Source organism: Achromobacter sp. 46006 (assembly GCF_059761975.1).
In genome coordinates this window covers 1-14,480 of sequence record NZ_JCBANN010000029.1, presented here as the reverse complement: position 1 = coordinate 14,480, position 14,480 = coordinate 1, and the positions used below count along the sequence as shown (strand labels likewise).

Genomic DNA, 14,480 nt, shown 5'->3' with positions numbered 1-14,480 from the left:
CCGGCCGATGCCGGAGCGCGCCTGCGATGGGCCCGAAACGGAAAAGCGCCCGGTGCGGGCGCTTTTTCGGTTTTGGCGGGGCTAGATTTCGCGTTCTTCCGTCTTGAGGTGGTTGTCGCGGGCGAAATCCACCACGAACTTGTACGCCAGCGGTTCGAGATCGCGCAAGCGCTGGTCGACCACGATGCCGCGCACCCCGTCGATGACGACGGGAAGCACGTAGGGCGAATAGGTGAGGTGGTTACCCGCACAGCCGGCCGGCCGGAACTGTGCCATTACGCCGGCGAGCCGTTCCGCCCAGTCGCTGGGGCGAAAGCGGCTACCGCTCTCGGTAACGCCATGAATTACGAATTGTCTGACGCGAGTTGCCATGGATTCTTCACTACGGAACGCCCATCACGAAGCCGGATCGTCGGCGTGATCAAACATGCGCCCCGCGCCGCGAATTGTATATGATTGATCCTTTGCCCTGTCCCGAAAGGCGCTTCGCCCCAGGAAAAAAGCCCAGGAGGACCCGCGATGACCTCGCCTCTGGCCAATATCTACGCCCGGCTGCCGGTCGCGTTCACGCACGGCCAGGGCGTCTGGTTGTGGGATGCCGGGGGCCGCAGGTACCTGGACGCGCTGGCGGGCATCGGCGTCTCCTGTCTGGGCCACGCCCATCCGCGCCTGGTCGCCGCCATCAGCGAGCAGGCCGCCCGTGTCATCCACACCTCCAACATCTACGAAATCCCGCAGCAGACTGAGCTGGCCGCGCGCCTGGCGCGGCTGTCCGGCATGCGGGAAGTGGTCTTCAACAACAGCGGCTCCGAGGCCAACGAGGCCGCCATCAAGCTGGCGCGCTACTACGCCTGCCAGCGCGGCAACACTCACGCCCACATCATCACCATGGATTCGTCCTGGCACGGGCGCACCCTGGCCACGCTGGCGGCCACCGGCAGCGACAAGGCGCGCAAGGGCTTCGAGCCCCTGCCCTCCGGGTTCATCCAGGTGCCATACAACGACGCCGCCGCGATCCGCGCCGCGGGCGACGCCGAGCCGCGCGTGGCTGCCGTGCTGCTCGAAGCCCTGCAGGGCGAAGGCGGCATCCGCCCCTCCGATGCCGCCTTCCTGCGAGAGGTACGACAACTGTGCACCGAGCGCGGCTGGCTGCTGATGATCGACGAGGTCCAGTCGGGCATCGGCCGCACCGGCAAATGGTTCGCCCACCAGTGGGCCGATATCGTGCCGGACGTCATGACCCTGGCCAAGGGCCTGGCCGGCGGCGTGCCGATCGGCGCGATGCTGGCCGCCGGCCCCGCGGCGGGCGTGTTCACCCCCGGCAGCCACGGCACCACCTTCGGCGGCGGCCCGCTGGTCTGCGCGGCCGGCCTGGCGGTGCTGGACACGCTGGAATCGGACCACCTGCTGGACAATGCCCACGCCGTCGGCGAGCACCTGAAGGCGAAGCTGGCGGCCGAGCTGGCCGGCCTGCCCGGCGTGACGCAGGTGCGCGGGCGCGGCCTGATGTTGGGCATCGAGCTGGCCCGTCCCTGTGGCGTGCTGGCGCTGCGCGCCCTGGAGGCCGGCCTCTTGATCAACGTCACCCGCGACCGCGTCATCCGCCTGCTGCCGCCCCTGGTCCTGTCGCGCGCCGAGGCTGACCAGATCGTCGGCATCCTGGCGCCGCTGATTCGACAGTTCCTGGCCGAACATCCATAATCAACCTCCCGCCCGGGCCACGAGCCCGTCCGGGCCCAATGACCTGCGACATCACCATGACTCCTCCCACGACTCAAAACGGCCCCTTGCGGCACTTCCTGCAGTTCAAGGACTTCTCGTCCGCCGAGATCGCCTACGTGCTGGACCGCGCGCGGCTGATCAAGGAAAAATTCAAGCGTTACGAACCCCACATGCCGCTGCACGACCGCACGCTGGCGATGGTGTTCGAAAAGGCCAGCACCCGTACCCGCGTCTCGTTCGAGGCCGGCATGTACCAGATGGGCGGCTCGGTCATCAACCTGACCTCCAACGATTCCCAACTGGGCCGCTCCGAGCCCATCGAAGACACCGCGCGCGTCATCTCGCGCATGGTCGACATCGTCATGATCCGCACGTTCGAGCAGACCCGCATCGAGCGCTTCGCCTCGCATTCGCGCGTGCCCGTGATCAACGGCCTGACCAACGAATTCCACCCCTGCCAGATCCTGGCCGACATCTTCACCTACATCGAGCACCGCGGCCCCATCGCCGGCAAGACGGTCGCCTGGGTCGGCGACGCCAACAACATGGCCTACACCTGGCTGCAAGCCGCCGAAATGCTCGGCTTCACGCTGCACGTGTCGACCCCGGCCGGCTACGAGCTCGAAGCCGCCCGTATCGGCAAGCCGTCCGACAAGGTGCTGCGCCAGTTCAAGGACCCGATGCAGGCCTGCCAGGGCGCGCACCTGGTCACCACCGACGTCTGGACCAGCATGGGCTACGAGGCCGAGAACGAAGAGCGCCGCGCCGCCTTCGCCGACTGGTGCGTGGACGCCGAGATGATGGCCGCCGCCGATCCCCAGGCCGTGTTCATGCACTGCCTGCCCGCCCACCGCGGCGAGGAAGTGACCGGCGAAGTCATCGACGGCCCGCAGAGCGTGGTCTGGGATGAAGCCGAGAACCGCCTGCACGTGCAGAAGGCGCTGATGGAATTCCTGCTGCTGGGCCAGCTCAAATAAGCTGCGCGCCCATGAAAAAAGCAGCCCCGTGGGGCTGCTTTTTTGTGTCCACCCCGCGTGGACGCTCAGGGCTTGAGCGACTTTTCCCAGCGCACGATGGCGTCGGCCACCGCCTGCGGCGCTTCCGGCACCAGCGCATGGCCGGCGCCCGGAATCACCACCACCGACACGCGCTCGCCGAATTCGTCGCGGATCTCGTTGCGGGTCGATTCCGGCTTGAACAGGTCGGCGCCCGCCTGTAGGTCGAGCAGCGGCTTGCTGCCGCCCGACCACCAGTCCGCCTGGCGCGTAGCCTTGCCGGCCAGGCGCTGGCTCTTGCTGACCTCGGGATACCAGCCATTGAGCCAGACGCTCGCGTCATGGCCCGGGGCGAAGAACACGTGCTGGATCGATTTCAGGCGTTCCGCGTCGGGCAGCGACAGATCGGCACTGCGGTCGACGTGTTCGCTCAGGCCGGCAGGGTACTTCTTGGCCGCGGCCGCCACGATCACCACGCCGCGCACCAGCTCGGGGTGGTCCACGCCCGTGGTGCGCGCCACCCAGTTGCCGAATGCGTGTCCGATCATCACCACCGGCTGCCTGGCCACGTCGCGGATCACCGCCGCCATGTCATTGCCGAAGTCATGCAGCGTAATGTCCTTCATCGGCCCGCTGCTGCCGCCGATGCCGCGCGGCTCGGGCCGCAGCACACGGTAGCCGGCCCGAGCCAGGCGCGCCGCCAGGTCATCGAAATCCTCCTGGCCGCGGCCACGCGATGGCAGCAGTACCAGGGCCGGGCCCTGGCCTTGCACCAGCACCTCGATGCGCGCGCCGTTGCCCGGCAACACTGTCACCCGCTCGACCTGGTCGGCGGCCGTCGCGGCCGCTGGCGTTGGCGCGGCCTGCACGGCCATGGACCCCCCCGCAGCGCTCAACGCGCCCCACAAGGCCACCTTCGCCCATCGTTTGTTCATCGTTGTCTCCCCGTTCTTATGGTTCAAAGAATCTTCTGGAACATGGTGCGGCGCGTGTTGCGAAACGACGGCCGCACCCGGCTGCTCCAGTCGGTGGCGCGCACCGCCAGCCACGGCGGGCTGCCGAAGGTCTCGCGCGTCTCCAGGTCATAGCAGGCCAGGTAGCGCGGCCCCTGGTCGCGGCATTCATAGCGCTGCGCGCGCACGGTGCCGGGCACCGAGGCCAGCCCCGGCAGGTGCTCCTGGTCGTACCAGGCATTCAGGTCCGCCTCGGCCTCGGGCAGCACATCGGTCTCGACGACGTAGTGCCAGGGCGCCTCCAAACCGGCCGAGGCGCCGGCCAGGTCCAGGGTCCGGTGCAGCACGCGCGCCTGCGCCCCCGGGAACAGCTCGGCCAGACGCGCCTGCACTTCCGGCTGGCCGCCGGCATCGCCATCGATGTACACGTAGGTGTCGTCCTCCTCGACCGCGGCGAAGGCGCGCAGCCGCACGCCGTCCAGCCCCTCGGTCAGGCGTTGCGCCAGATCGGCCGCGCGCGCCGCGTCGAAACGCTCGCCCAGCGACACCAGCAATACCGTCTTGTCCATGCAAAGCTCCTTTCAGTGCCCGACGCGCAGCGCCACCAGGAAGCGCGACACCATGTTGTAGGCCGCCACCGTCGCCGCCAGCTCGACCAGCTCCTGGTCGTTGTAGCGCGCGCGCAGCGGCGCGAACAAGGCATCCGGCACCTCGATATCACGGGTCATGGCGTCGGTCAGGGCCAGCACGTCGGCCTCGCCCTCTTCCAGCCCCGGCACCGCGTCCGCGCGCGGACCGCCACGCAACTGCTCCACCACTGCCTGCGGCATGCCCGCGGCAAGCGCATGCGGCACATGCGCGTCGAATTCATAGGGCGCGTTGTTCAGGGTCGCCACGCGCAGGATGATCAGCTCACGCACCCGCGGCGACAGCGAGGTATTCAGGCGGATCGCGGTCAGCATCGCCTCCCAGCCCTGCACCACCGCAGGACTGTTCAGCAGTACCTGGTACAGGGGCGAGATACGGCCGCGCGCGGCCGCGATGCGCGATTCGATATCGGCCAGGGCCGGACGCGTGCCCGGCGCCACCGGAGAAACACGGCAATCGTTCATGCTCACTCCGGACGGATGTTCTTGCGCTGGATCAGCGCGCCCCACTTCTCGCGGTCGGAGGCGATCAGCGCCGCCAGCTCCTGCGGCGAACTGGGCGCAGCCTGGGCGCCGAACTTCTCCAGCTTTGTGCGCACAGCATCATTGCTTAGCGCGGCGCGCACTGCCTGGTTCAGCTTTTCCACCGTAGCTGGCGGCGTGGCCGCCGGCGCCACGATGCCATACCAGTTGTTCGACTCGACCCCGGCGATGCCCTGCTCGGCCAACGTCTTGACCTGCGGCAACAGCGGATGGCGCGTTGGCGCGGCAATGCCCAGTGCCTTGAGCTTGCCCCCCTGGATATGGCCGATCAGCCCGGGCACGTCGCCAAAGAAACCGGCCACCTGATTGCCCAGCACGTCGTTGATCACGGGCGCGGCGCCCTTGTACGGCACGTGCAGCACCTTGGCCTTGCTGGCGTCGGCGAACATCTCCAGCGTCAGGTGCGGAATACTGCCGATGCCCGACGAACCGATCGCCACCGATTGCGAAGCCGCTTGCGAGCGCTTGACGAAGTCCGCCGCGTCCGTCGCCGGATTGGACGGGTTCACCACGAATACCGTGGCATTGTTGACCACGCGCGAGACCGGCGCAAAATCACGCGCCGGATCGTACGGCAGGTCCTTGTAAAGCGCCGGACTGATGGCCACCGCGCCCACACTCGTCAGGAACAGCACCGAACCGTCGGCGGGCGCCTTGGCCACGTAGGCGGCCGCGATATTGCCATTGGCGCCAGCCTTGTTCTCGACGATGACCTGCTGCTTGAGTTCCTTGCCCAGTTGATCGGCCAGGACACGGCCCACCAGATCCACCGGACCGCCGGGCGGGAAGGCGATGACCAACCGCACCGGCCCTTCGGCATGTGCCGCGGCGCCCAGGCAGGCCAGCCCCAGCAGGCCGGCAAATGCGAATTTCTTGAACATGGATTGTCTCCTCCGATATGTCGTCTTGTTCGCGCCCGTCCCCGGGCGATGGCGCGGCTACGGAAAGCCGTAGAGACGCGCCGGGTTGTCCACCAGGACTTGCCGGCGCGTCTCGGCGTCCGGGCAAGCCAGGAAAAATGCATCGGCCAATTCACCGTCGTCGGGCATGTCGCCCGCCACGTTCGGGTGTGGCCAGTCGGTGCCCCACAACGTACGCTCGGGCAGCGCCTCCACCAGCGCGCGCACGAACGGAATGCCTTCGGCAAAGGGACGCTTGCCGGCGGCGATGCGGTCGATGCCGGATACCTTGACCCAGGCGCGCGGCTCGCGCGCCAGGTCCAGCAGTGCCCGGAACGCGGGCGCATCCACGCCTTCGGCGGCCTTCACACGGCCCATGTGGTCGATCACGAAAGGCACCGGCAGCGCCCGCAGGCGCGGCAGCAACTCGGGCAGCATGGCGCCGTCCAGATGCAGGCAGACGTGCCAGCCCAACGGTGCAATCAGCCCGATGACGTGATCGAACACCGCCGGATCGGGCGCGCCGCCCAGGTGCGGCACGAAATTGAAGCGCGCGCCGCGCACGCCGCCATCATGCAGCCGGCGCACGCTGGCCGGCGTAGCGTCCGCACCCAGTAGCGCCACGCCCCGATAGCGGCCCTGGCTTTGCGCCAGCGCGTCAAGCAGGGCGGCGTGGTCGCTGCCATGGCAATTGGCCTGCACCACCACCGCGCGCTGCACGCCCAGGTGCGCATGCAATGCCGCCATCTTGGCGTAGGGCGCGTCGGGCGGCGTATAGGAACGTCCCTCGGCATAGGGAAACCGTTCGGCCGGACCGAACACATGGCAGTGCGTGTCGCAGGCCCCGGCCGGCAGCGCGTGACGGGGTCGGGAAGGCGTGGCAAGCGGGGGACGGCAGTCGGGCACGGCGGGTTCCAGCGGGGAAAACGCCATCCTCGCGGATTGCGCCCTGCCGAACAATGCTATATCTTTGATTTCAGATATAGAAAATGTAAATATCAGTCCCGAATGGACCTTAAACAAATCGAGTACTTCGTGCGCGTCGCCGAGCGGCGCAGCTTCTCCCGCGCCGCCGAAATGCTCGACGTGGCCCAGCCTACGCTGAGCCGCCAGGTGCGCCTGCTGGAACTGGAACTGGGTCAGCACCTGCTCTATCGCAACGGTCGCGGCGCCGAGCCGACCGAGGCCGGCCTGCGCTTCCTGGACCATGCACGCGCCCTGCTGGCGCTGGCCGACCGCGCCAAACAGGACCTGCAGACCCTGCGCGAAACGCCCACCGGCAAGGTCGTGGTGGGCTTGCCGCCCCGTATCGCGCGGGTCCTCACGCCCCCCCTGGTGCAGGCTTTCCGTCGCCGCTTTCCTGACGCCTCGATCGCAGTGGCCGAAGGCCTGAGCGCGCAGATGCGCGAATGGCTGCTGGCCGGCCGGGTCGATCTGGCATTGCTGTACGACCCGGCGCCGTCGCCGCAATTGGGTTACGAGTCGCTGTTCCGCGAAAACCTGGTGCTGGTAGCGGCGGCCGACCACCAGCCGCCCTTGCCCGCGCGCGTGGCGGTGGCCGGGCTGGGCGCCTATCCGCTGGTGCTGCCCAGCCTGCCCAACGCCATCCGCACCCTGGTCGAAAGCATCTGTCGCGCCCAGGGCGTGCGCCTGCAGGTTGCAGCCGAGGTCGATGCGGTGCAGACCATCGTCGAACTGGCGGCGCAGGGCGACGCCTATGCCATCCTGCCGCGGTCGGCCGCGCGCGGGCCGGCGGCCGAACACGCGTTGTCGCTCAGCGAAATCGTCTCACCCGGCATCACCAACAACCTGGTGCTGGCCAGTGCCCGCCATCGACCCGCCACCCGGCTGGCCACCGCCACCGGCGACCTGATCCGCCAGTTGAACCTGGCGGCCCTGTTCGAGCCCGCGCCCCGGGTGCCAGCCCAAAAGAGTTAAAATAGCCCGCAAATTTCTTGTTTGGCGGCTCGTTGCTGTCAAAGTCCCGTTGGCGTCTCACCTCAAACAATGACCACTATCCTCCCGAACCTTCCCACCGGCCAGAAGGTCGGCATCGCCTTTTCCGGCGGCCTCGACACCAGCGCGGCGCTGCTCTGGATGCGCAATAACGGCGCCATCCCCTACGCCTACACCGCGAACCTGGGCCAGCCCGACGAATCCGACTACGACGAGATCCCGCGCAAGGCCATGGCCTACGGCGCCGAGAACGCCCGCCTGATCGACTGCCGCGCGCAGCTCGTGGCCGAAGGCATCGCCGCCCTGCAGGCTGGCGCCTTCCACATCTCGACCGCCGGCATCACCTACTTCAACACCACGCCCATCGGCCGCGCCGTCACCGGCACCATGCTGGTGGCCGCCATGAAGGAAGACGACGTCAACATCTGGGGCGACGGCAGCACCTTCAAGGGCAACGACATCGAGCGTTTCTACCGCTACGGCCTGCTGACCAACCCCGACCTCAAGATCTACAAGCCCTGGCTCGACCAGCAATTCATCGACCAGCTCGGTGGCCGCTCGGAAATGTCCGAATACATGCGCCAGGCCGGTTTCGACTACAAGATGTCGGCGGAAAAGGCCTACTCCACCGACTCCAACCTGCTCGGCGCCACCCACGAAGCCAAGGACCTGGAACACCTGAACTCCGGCATCCGCATCGTCAAGCCCATCATGGGCGTGGCGTTCTGGCGCGACGACGTGGCCGTCAAGGCCGAGGAAGTCACCGTCCGCTTCGAGGAAGGCCAGCCGGTCGCCCTGAACGGCGTGGAATACAGCGACCCGGTCGAGCTGCTGCTCGAAGCCAACCGCATCGGCGGCCGCCACGGCCTGGGCATGAGCGACCAGATCGAGAACCGCATCATCGAAGCCAAGAGCCGCGGCATCTACGAAGCCCCGGGCCTGGCCCTGCTGTTCATCGCCTACGAGCGCCTGGTCACCGGCATCCACAACGAAGACACCATCGAGCAGTACCGCGAAAGCGGCCGCAAGCTCGGCCGCCTGCTGTACCAGGGCCGCTGGTTCGACCCGCAAGCCATCATGCTGCGCGAAACCGCCCAGCGCTGGGTGGCCCGCGCCATCACCGGTGAAGTCACCATCGAACTGCGCCGCGGCAACGACTACTCGCTGCTCAACACCGAATCGCCCAACCTGACCTACGCCCCCGAGCGCCTGTCGATGGAAAAGGTCGAGAACGCCCCCTTCACCCCCGCCGACCGCATCGGCCAGCTGACCATGCGCAACCTCGACATCGTCGACACCCGCGCCAAGCTGTTCACCTACACGCAAACCGGCCTGCTCTCCGCCTCCGGCACCTCGCTGCCGCAACTGAAGGACGAGGCCAAGAAGAAGTAATTCTTCCCGCCCAACGAAAAGCCCCTCGACAACACCGAGGGGCTTTTTTTATTGCGCAAACACCGACAATGCCACGCCCGTCAGTCAGGCACACCGGGCATCTCTAGAACCCGACTCGTCCCAGACCAGCAAAAAACCAGGCCTAAAGTTCGACCTGCATACCCATCTCGACAACCCGATTCGCCGGAATCTTGAAGAACTTCGTGCTCCGCGTCGAATTGCGCGCCATGAACGAAAACACCACCCGCCGCCAGCGCCACAACGCCGGCTTCTTCGCCGCCACCACAGTCTGCCGCGACAGGAAATAAGACGTCCGCATCGGTTCCAGGTCCAGCTCCGGGTAGGCTTCGGCCACTTGCCGCAGCGCGTCCGGCACATCCGGGTCTTCCTTGAAGCCGTAATTGATCGTCGCAGCCCAACTCGACGCGCTCATCTTCTGCAGCGAGAAACGCTCGTCTTCAGACACATACGGCACATCGGCCACCCGGATGGTCAGGAACAGCACGTGGTCGTGCAGCACCTTGTTGTGCTTCAGGTTGTGCAGCAACGCCGGAGGCACGTTGCCCGAGTTCATCGTCATGAAAATCGCCGTACCCGGCACCCGCGACGGCGGATAGGCTTCCAGTTGCTCCATGAATTCCTTGAGCGGCTGGCGGTCGCGCTGCTGCATGTCGGACAGCAGCCGGCGGCCACGGCGCCAGGTCATCATCAGCGTGAACACCACGATCGCCACCACCAGCGGCAACCAGCCACCCTCGTGGATCTTGAACACATTGGCCGAGAACAGCAGCACATCGAACAACAACAACAGGCCCAGCACCGCGAACCAGAGCAGGCGCTTGGCGCCGGTGCTGCCACGCGGCAGCACCGCGAAGGCCAGCACCGAAGTCGTCAGCATGGTGCCGGTCACCGCGAACCCATAGGCCGCGGCGAGATTGTCGGAATTGCGGAACACCAGCACCAGCACCAGCACTGCGCACAACAGCAGCGCGTTGACCTGCGGCAGGTAGATCTGGCCCTTCTCAACCGCCGAAGTATGCAGGATCTGCATGCGCGGCCAGAAGCCCAGTTGCACCGCCTGGCGCGTCACCGAGTACGCGCCCGAGATCACCGCCTGCGATGCCACGATGGTGGCCACCGTCGCCAGCGCCACCAACGGCACCAGGCCCCAGTCCGGCGCCATCATGAAGAACGGATTGCGGATCGCGCTGGGATCACGTAGCAGCAGTGCGCCCTGGCCGAAGTAACACAGCGTCAGCGCCGGCAGCACCATGCTGAACCAGGCGCTGCGGATCGCCGGACGGCCAAAGTGGCCCATGTCGGCGTACAACGCCTCGGCGCCGGTCAACGCCAGCACCACCGCGCCCAGCAGCACGAAACTGATCCAGGGAAACTCGACGATGAAACGCAGCCCCCACATCGGATTGAGCGCGGCCAGCACCTCGGGGGTCTGCCACACCTGCCAGGCGCCCAGCGCCGCCAGCGTGCCAAACCACAGCAGCATCACCGGCCCGAACAGCTTGCCCATGGCCCCCGTGCCGTGCGATTGGATCGCAAACAGCGCCACCAGCACCACCAGCGCCAGTGGCACCACCCAGTGATCCAGGGTGTGTGACACGATGCCAATGCCCTCCAGGGCCGACAACACGGAAATCGCCGGCGTGATCATGCTGTCGCCGTAGAACAGCGCGGCGCCGAATATGCCCAGCACGATCAGGATCCAGCGCAACTTGCCCTCGCGGCCGCGCACCGCCAGCTCCAGCAGCGCCAGCGTGCCGCCTTCGCCGCGGTTGTCGGCGCGCAGGACCAGCGTCACATACTTGAACGACACCACCAGCATCAGCATCCAGAACAGGATGGACAGCACGCCCAGCAGATGGGCCGGCTCCAGGTCGGTGTGCACACTCAACCCCGTCAGGCACGCCCGCAGCGTATAGAGGGGACTGGTACCGATATCGCCATACACCACCCCGAGCGCCCCCAGGATGAGCGCCGCGCGCGACGACGGCGCATGGCTGGCATGCGCCTGGCCGTTGGATGAAGAAGAAACGCTGACCGGGCCCTGGCTCATGATGTGGGTTCTTGCCGTGTAAGTTGGGCCCCCTTGCGAGGACCGGGAAACACGACCGACAGGCGTGTTCCGGAAAAATCGGGCCGGCTGGTGAGCTTCCACCAGGCGCCGTGCGCATGCGCGATCTCGCGCACGATGGCCAGCCCCAGGCCCGAGCCGCCGGCAGTGGCCGATGGCGAACGATAGAAAGCCTCGAAGACGCGGTCGCGCTCTTCGGGCGGAATGCCAGGACCATCATCCTCGACCGTCAGCGACGGTGGATTGGCGCCGACGATCAAGGTGATCTTGCCGGTGGCGTTGCCGTAGCGCAGCGCGTTGTCGATCAGGTTGCCCAGCAGTTCGGCCAGCAGCAACGGATCGGCGTCGATCCAGATCGGCGCGTCAGGCGCCACCAGATCCAGTTCATAGCGCGCCTCGCGCACCCGCGGAAACCATTCGGCGCCATGCGCCCGTACCCATTCGCACAGATCGATGCGCACAAAGCTGTCCTGCGGCCGGGCATTGGGATCGGCGCGCGCCAGCACCAGCAATTGCTGGCCCAGCCGGATCATGCGGTCGCTGACCGCCTTGATGCGCTCGGCGCGCGCGCGCACGTCGTCGGGCAAGGGCCGCGCCAGCATCAGTTCGGACTCCAGCCTCAGGCCGGACAACGGCGTGCGCAATTGGTGCGCGGCATGCCCGATGAAGCGGCGCTGCGCCGCCAGCGAGGCATCGAGCCGCAGCAACAGATCGTTGGTATGGGTGACCAGCGGCTCGATTTCGACCGGCACGCCTGCCACCTCCAGTGGCTGCATGTCGTCGATGGAGCGCTGGCGGATCTCTTCGGACAAGTGATTGACCGAGCGCAGGCCGGAGCGCACGCCCTGCATCACCACCCAGGTGAACAGCCCGATCAGCATCACCTGCCCCACCACCATCAGCCAGAAGAAGTCTTCCAGCATCCAGAGCGACATGTCGATCTTGTGGGTAATGACCCAGGTGGCGGCCAGGTCCAGCAGCACCAGCAACAGGATCGGCGGCATCAGGCGAATGACCAGATGCCGCGCAAGCGAGCGGGACGGGAGCAAGGGACGGGGGGCTGCGGGAGCGGATGGCGTGCGATCTGGCGTCATGACGCGGAATCCTCGCTCAGGAGGACGTGGGGTGGGGCCGCCACGGGCGGGCAGGGCCAGCCGGCATCCGGCGGCCGGGCGGGCCGTCAGGCCGTTTCCACATCCAGCATGTAGCCGAAGCCGCGCACCGTCTGGATGCTGGCGCCCGTGCCTTCAAGGCGCTTGCGCAGGCGGTACACATAGACTTCCACGGCATTCTCGCTGAAATCGGCATCCCAGGCCGACAGCGAATTGACGATCTGGCGCTTGGTGACCACGCGGCCGACACGCGCCATCAGCATTTCCAGCACGGACAATTCGCGCACCGACAGCGCCAGGCGCTGGCCGTTGGCTCGGACTTCCCGGCCAACGGTGTCGAACACCAAGGGGCCGACCTCGATCAGCGGTTGCGCCTGTCCGGCCCGCCGGCGGCCGAAAGCCCGCACGCGGGCGGCCAGCTCGGGCAGTTCGAAAGGCTTGGTGACGTAGTCGTCGGCTCCGGCGTCCAGGCCAGCGACGCGGTCTTCGATACCGTCGCGGGCCGTCAGGATCAGGACCGGAACCTGGCTGCCGTCCTGGCGCAACTGACGCAGCACGTCCAGGCCGCTCATGCCGGGCAGATTGAGGTCGAGCAGCATCAGGTCGTAGGGCTGGCCGGCCAGCGCGCCCAGGACGCGGTCGCCATCGGTCAGCCAGTCGACCGCATAACCCTGATCGGCCAGAAATTCCTGGAGCGCATGGCCCAGGGTGGTGTCGTCTTCGATTACCAGAACTCGCATGCCGCGATTCTAGCGCGATCCCGGAAAAAACGGGGCGCGAAATGCGCCCCGTTGTTGGGAATCGTTCAACGCGCGGACTGCGCCGGGGGAGCGCCACTGGCCGGCGGCGCTTCCGCCGCCGCCCCGCCCGAAGGCGGCGTGGTGACGAAACCGATGCGCGTCATGCCCGAGCGACGGGCCGAGGCCATGACCTTGGCCAAGGTCTCGTAGCGGGTGCTCTGGTCGGCGCGGATGCGGATTTCGGGCTGCGGCTTGTCGCCGGCGATCGACTTGAAGCGGTTGGGCAGGTCATCGATATTGACCGGCTTTTCGTCCCAGAACAGCGCGCCCCCGGCATCGATGGCCAGATCCACGGTCTTGGGTTCTTCCTCGATCTGCTCGGCGGCCACCTGGGGCATGTTGATCTTGATCGAATGCGCCAGTAGCGGCGCCGTGATGATGAAGATCACCAGCAGCACCAGCATGACGTCGATCAGCGGCACCATGTTGATCTCGGAAACCGTGTGGGTTCCGGACCCCTTGCCCTCGAAGCTGCCAAAAGCCATTATGCGCTCCCGCGTTGGGCCGCGGCGCCGTTACCGTGCTGGCGGCGCAGGGCACGCACCTTGCTGTCGGACAGCGCCACCTGCTGGCCGGTCGTCAGGAAGGCGAACAGGTCATGCGCGAACGCGTCCAGGCGCGACAGGTACACGCGGTTGTTGCGCACAAAGGTGTTGTAGGCCAGCACTGCCGGAATGGCAACCGCCAGGCCCAGGCCGGTCATGATCAGGGCTTCGCCCACCGGGCCGGCGATGCGGTTGATGGTGACGCCATCGGACAGGCCGATGCCGACCAGGGCATGGTACACCCCCCACACCGTGCCGAACAGGCCGACGAACGGCGCCGTCGACCCCACCGAGGCCAGCACCGTCAGGCCGTTCTCGAGCTTGGCGGTTTCCTCGTCGATCACCTTGCGCATCGTGCGGGTGACGAAATCGCCGTTGGAGCCGGCCTCCTCCAGCTTGGTGGCGCCGAACTTGTTATGGTGCGCCTGCGCGTACATGGCGTGGCTGGCCAGGTGCGAGAACGGATCGCGCGCGCCGTGCGTCACGATTTCGTTTTCCACCTGCTCCAGCGAGCTGGCGTTCCAGAACTTGTTCAGGAAGTCGGCCGAACGGCGGCGCATGCTGATGTTGCTGCCGACCTTGACCAGGATCAGGTACCAGGTCACGAGCGACATCAGGATCAGGATGATGAACAGGCTCTTGCCGACGACGTCGCTTTGGGCAACGAAGTGCAGGAAACCCATGTCGGGCACGGGCGCGGGTGCCGGCGCCGGCGCCGGCGCGACCGCGGGCAGCGTGGCGGCGGCGCTGTGCAGCGCATCCGCGGACTGCTGGATCGCGCCGGTGGCCTGCCGGGGGAGACCGCCCTCGGTTCTTATTCACCTCAT

Annotated in this window: 14 protein-coding genes and 1 pseudogene; 4 read left to right on the top strand and 11 right to left on the bottom strand. The window is 67.0% G+C overall.

The genetic code is table 11. From position 1 onward, the window contains the following. Positions 1–81 precede the first annotated feature (81 nt). Positions 82–372 carry a DUF3579 domain-containing protein gene (locus AC6LKG_RS15240; RefSeq protein WP_006388526.1) on the bottom strand — a complete coding sequence of 97 codons (291 nt, stop codon included), beginning with the start codon at positions 370–372 and terminating at the stop codon, positions 82–84. Positions 373–519: 147 nt separating this feature from the next. Here AC6LKG_RS15240 and AC6LKG_RS15235 point away from each other — a divergent pair, with 147 nt between their 5' ends. Further along, the gene (locus AC6LKG_RS15235) at positions 520–1,701 is read left to right on the top strand and encodes an aspartate aminotransferase family protein (RefSeq protein WP_498165549.1); all 1,182 of its coding nucleotides are present in this window, start codon (positions 520–522) and stop codon (positions 1,699–1,701) included. Between the two features lie 56 nt (positions 1,702–1,757). Then, a complete protein-coding gene (argF, locus tag AC6LKG_RS15230) occupies positions 1,758–2,699 on the top strand; it encodes an ornithine carbamoyltransferase (protein ID WP_498165547.1) in 942 nt (313 codons plus the stop codon). A 65-nt stretch (positions 2,700–2,764) separates the two neighbouring features. On the opposite strand, the gene AC6LKG_RS15225 is transcribed toward argF, so the two are convergent. From AC6LKG_RS15225 to AC6LKG_RS15205, 5 genes are read right to left on the bottom strand one after another with little or no spacing between them, the layout of a single operon-like run. After that, a complete protein-coding gene (locus AC6LKG_RS15225; RefSeq protein WP_498165546.1) occupies positions 2,765–3,652 on the bottom strand; it encodes an alpha/beta fold hydrolase in 888 nt (295 codons plus the stop codon). A 23-nt stretch (positions 3,653–3,675) separates the two neighbouring features. Further along, complete coding sequence (locus AC6LKG_RS15220; protein WP_498165544.1) at positions 3,676–4,239, bottom strand: hypothetical protein; 564 nt, start codon at positions 4,237–4,239, stop codon at positions 3,676–3,678. A gap of 12 nt (positions 4,240–4,251) precedes the next feature. Next, on the bottom strand, positions 4,252–4,782 hold the full coding sequence (locus AC6LKG_RS15215; RefSeq protein ID WP_498165542.1) for a carboxymuconolactone decarboxylase family protein: 531 nt from the start codon (positions 4,780–4,782) through the stop codon (positions 4,252–4,254). Positions 4,783–4,784: 2 nt separating this feature from the next. Further along, the gene (locus AC6LKG_RS15210; protein WP_498165540.1) at positions 4,785–5,741 is read right to left on the bottom strand and encodes a Bug family tripartite tricarboxylate transporter substrate binding protein; all 957 of its coding nucleotides are present in this window, start codon (positions 5,739–5,741) and stop codon (positions 4,785–4,787) included. Between the two features lie 57 nt (positions 5,742–5,798). Then, entirely contained in the window at positions 5,799–6,665 is an 867-nt protein-coding gene (locus AC6LKG_RS15205) for an amidohydrolase family protein (RefSeq protein ID WP_498165605.1), read from the bottom strand. A gap of 102 nt (positions 6,666–6,767) precedes the next feature. Between AC6LKG_RS15205 and AC6LKG_RS15200 the strand changes: the two genes are divergently transcribed. Together AC6LKG_RS15200 and argG are read left to right on the top strand one after the other, a co-directional pair. Continuing rightward, positions 6,768–7,697, top strand: a complete 930-nt coding sequence (locus AC6LKG_RS15200; RefSeq protein ID WP_498165539.1) for a LysR substrate-binding domain-containing protein — start codon at positions 6,768–6,770, stop codon at positions 7,695–7,697. A 69-nt stretch (positions 7,698–7,766) separates the two neighbouring features. Beyond that, a complete protein-coding gene (argG, locus tag AC6LKG_RS15195) occupies positions 7,767–9,107 on the top strand; it encodes an argininosuccinate synthase (protein WP_498165538.1) in 1,341 nt (446 codons plus the stop codon). A 142-nt stretch (positions 9,108–9,249) separates the two neighbouring features. Here argG and AC6LKG_RS15190 read toward each other — a convergent pair whose 3' ends face one another. The 5 genes and pseudogenes from AC6LKG_RS15190 to AC6LKG_RS15170 all read right to left on the bottom strand — a co-directional run. After that, a complete protein-coding gene (locus tag AC6LKG_RS15190; protein WP_498165537.1) occupies positions 9,250–11,178 on the bottom strand; it encodes a potassium transporter Kup in 1,929 nt (642 codons plus the stop codon). After that, on the bottom strand, positions 11,175–12,200 hold the full coding sequence (locus tag AC6LKG_RS15185) for a sensor histidine kinase (protein WP_498165536.1): 1,026 nt from the start codon (positions 12,198–12,200) through the stop codon (positions 11,175–11,177). Before AC6LKG_RS15185 ends, AC6LKG_RS15190 begins: the two co-directional genes overlap by 4 nt. Positions 12,201–12,376: 176 nt before the next feature. Further along, complete coding sequence (locus tag AC6LKG_RS15180) at positions 12,377–13,048, bottom strand: response regulator transcription factor (RefSeq protein ID WP_498165535.1); 672 nt, start codon at positions 13,046–13,048, stop codon at positions 12,377–12,379. Positions 13,049–13,113: 65 nt separating this feature from the next. Continuing rightward, positions 13,114–13,593 (bottom strand): ExbD/TolR family protein, encoded by a 480-nt coding sequence (locus AC6LKG_RS15175; protein ID WP_498165534.1) that lies wholly within the window; start codon positions 13,591–13,593, stop codon positions 13,114–13,116. Beyond that, positions 13,593–14,399, bottom strand: a pseudogene (locus AC6LKG_RS15170) (MotA/TolQ/ExbB proton channel family protein); the annotation flags it as partial. The pseudogene AC6LKG_RS15170 and the gene AC6LKG_RS15175, both read right to left, overlap by 1 nt. Positions 14,400–14,480 lie beyond the last annotated feature (81 nt).

What these genes read in the sequence shown, in the direction of transcription:
- AC6LKG_RS15240 (WP_006388526.1), bottom strand. Translation starts at nt 372, where the DNA reads ATGGCAACTCGCGTCAGACAATTCGTAATTCATGGCGTTACCGAGAGC.
- AC6LKG_RS15235 (WP_498165549.1), top strand. Translation starts at nt 520, where the DNA reads ATGACCTCGCCTCTGGCCAATATCTACGCCCGGCTGCCGGTCGCGTTC.
- argF (WP_498165547.1), top strand. Translation starts at nt 1,758, where the DNA reads ATGACTCCTCCCACGACTCAAAACGGCCCCTTGCGGCACTTCCTGCAG.
- AC6LKG_RS15225 (WP_498165546.1), bottom strand. Translation starts at nt 3,652, where the DNA reads ATGAACAAACGATGGGCGAAGGTGGCCTTGTGGGGCGCGTTGAGCGCT.
- AC6LKG_RS15220 (WP_498165544.1), bottom strand. Translation starts at nt 4,239, where the DNA reads ATGGACAAGACGGTATTGCTGGTGTCGCTGGGCGAGCGTTTCGACGCG.
- AC6LKG_RS15215 (WP_498165542.1), bottom strand. Translation starts at nt 4,782, where the DNA reads ATGAACGATTGCCGTGTTTCTCCGGTGGCGCCGGGCACGCGTCCGGCC.
- AC6LKG_RS15210 (WP_498165540.1), bottom strand. Translation starts at nt 5,741, where the DNA reads ATGTTCAAGAAATTCGCATTTGCCGGCCTGCTGGGGCTGGCCTGCCTG.
- AC6LKG_RS15200 (WP_498165539.1), top strand. Translation starts at nt 6,768, where the DNA reads ATGGACCTTAAACAAATCGAGTACTTCGTGCGCGTCGCCGAGCGGCGC.
- argG (WP_498165538.1), top strand. Translation starts at nt 7,767, where the DNA reads ATGACCACTATCCTCCCGAACCTTCCCACCGGCCAGAAGGTCGGCATC.
- AC6LKG_RS15190 (WP_498165537.1), bottom strand. Translation starts at nt 11,178, where the DNA reads ATGAGCCAGGGCCCGGTCAGCGTTTCTTCTTCATCCAACGGCCAGGCG.
- AC6LKG_RS15185 (WP_498165536.1), bottom strand. Translation starts at nt 12,200, where the DNA reads ATGCCGCCGATCCTGTTGCTGGTGCTGCTGGACCTGGCCGCCACCTGG.
- AC6LKG_RS15180 (WP_498165535.1), bottom strand. Translation starts at nt 13,048, where the DNA reads ATGCGAGTTCTGGTAATCGAAGACGACACCACCCTGGGCCATGCGCTC.
- AC6LKG_RS15175 (WP_498165534.1), bottom strand. Translation starts at nt 13,593, where the DNA reads ATGGCTTTTGGCAGCTTCGAGGGCAAGGGGTCCGGAACCCACACGGTT.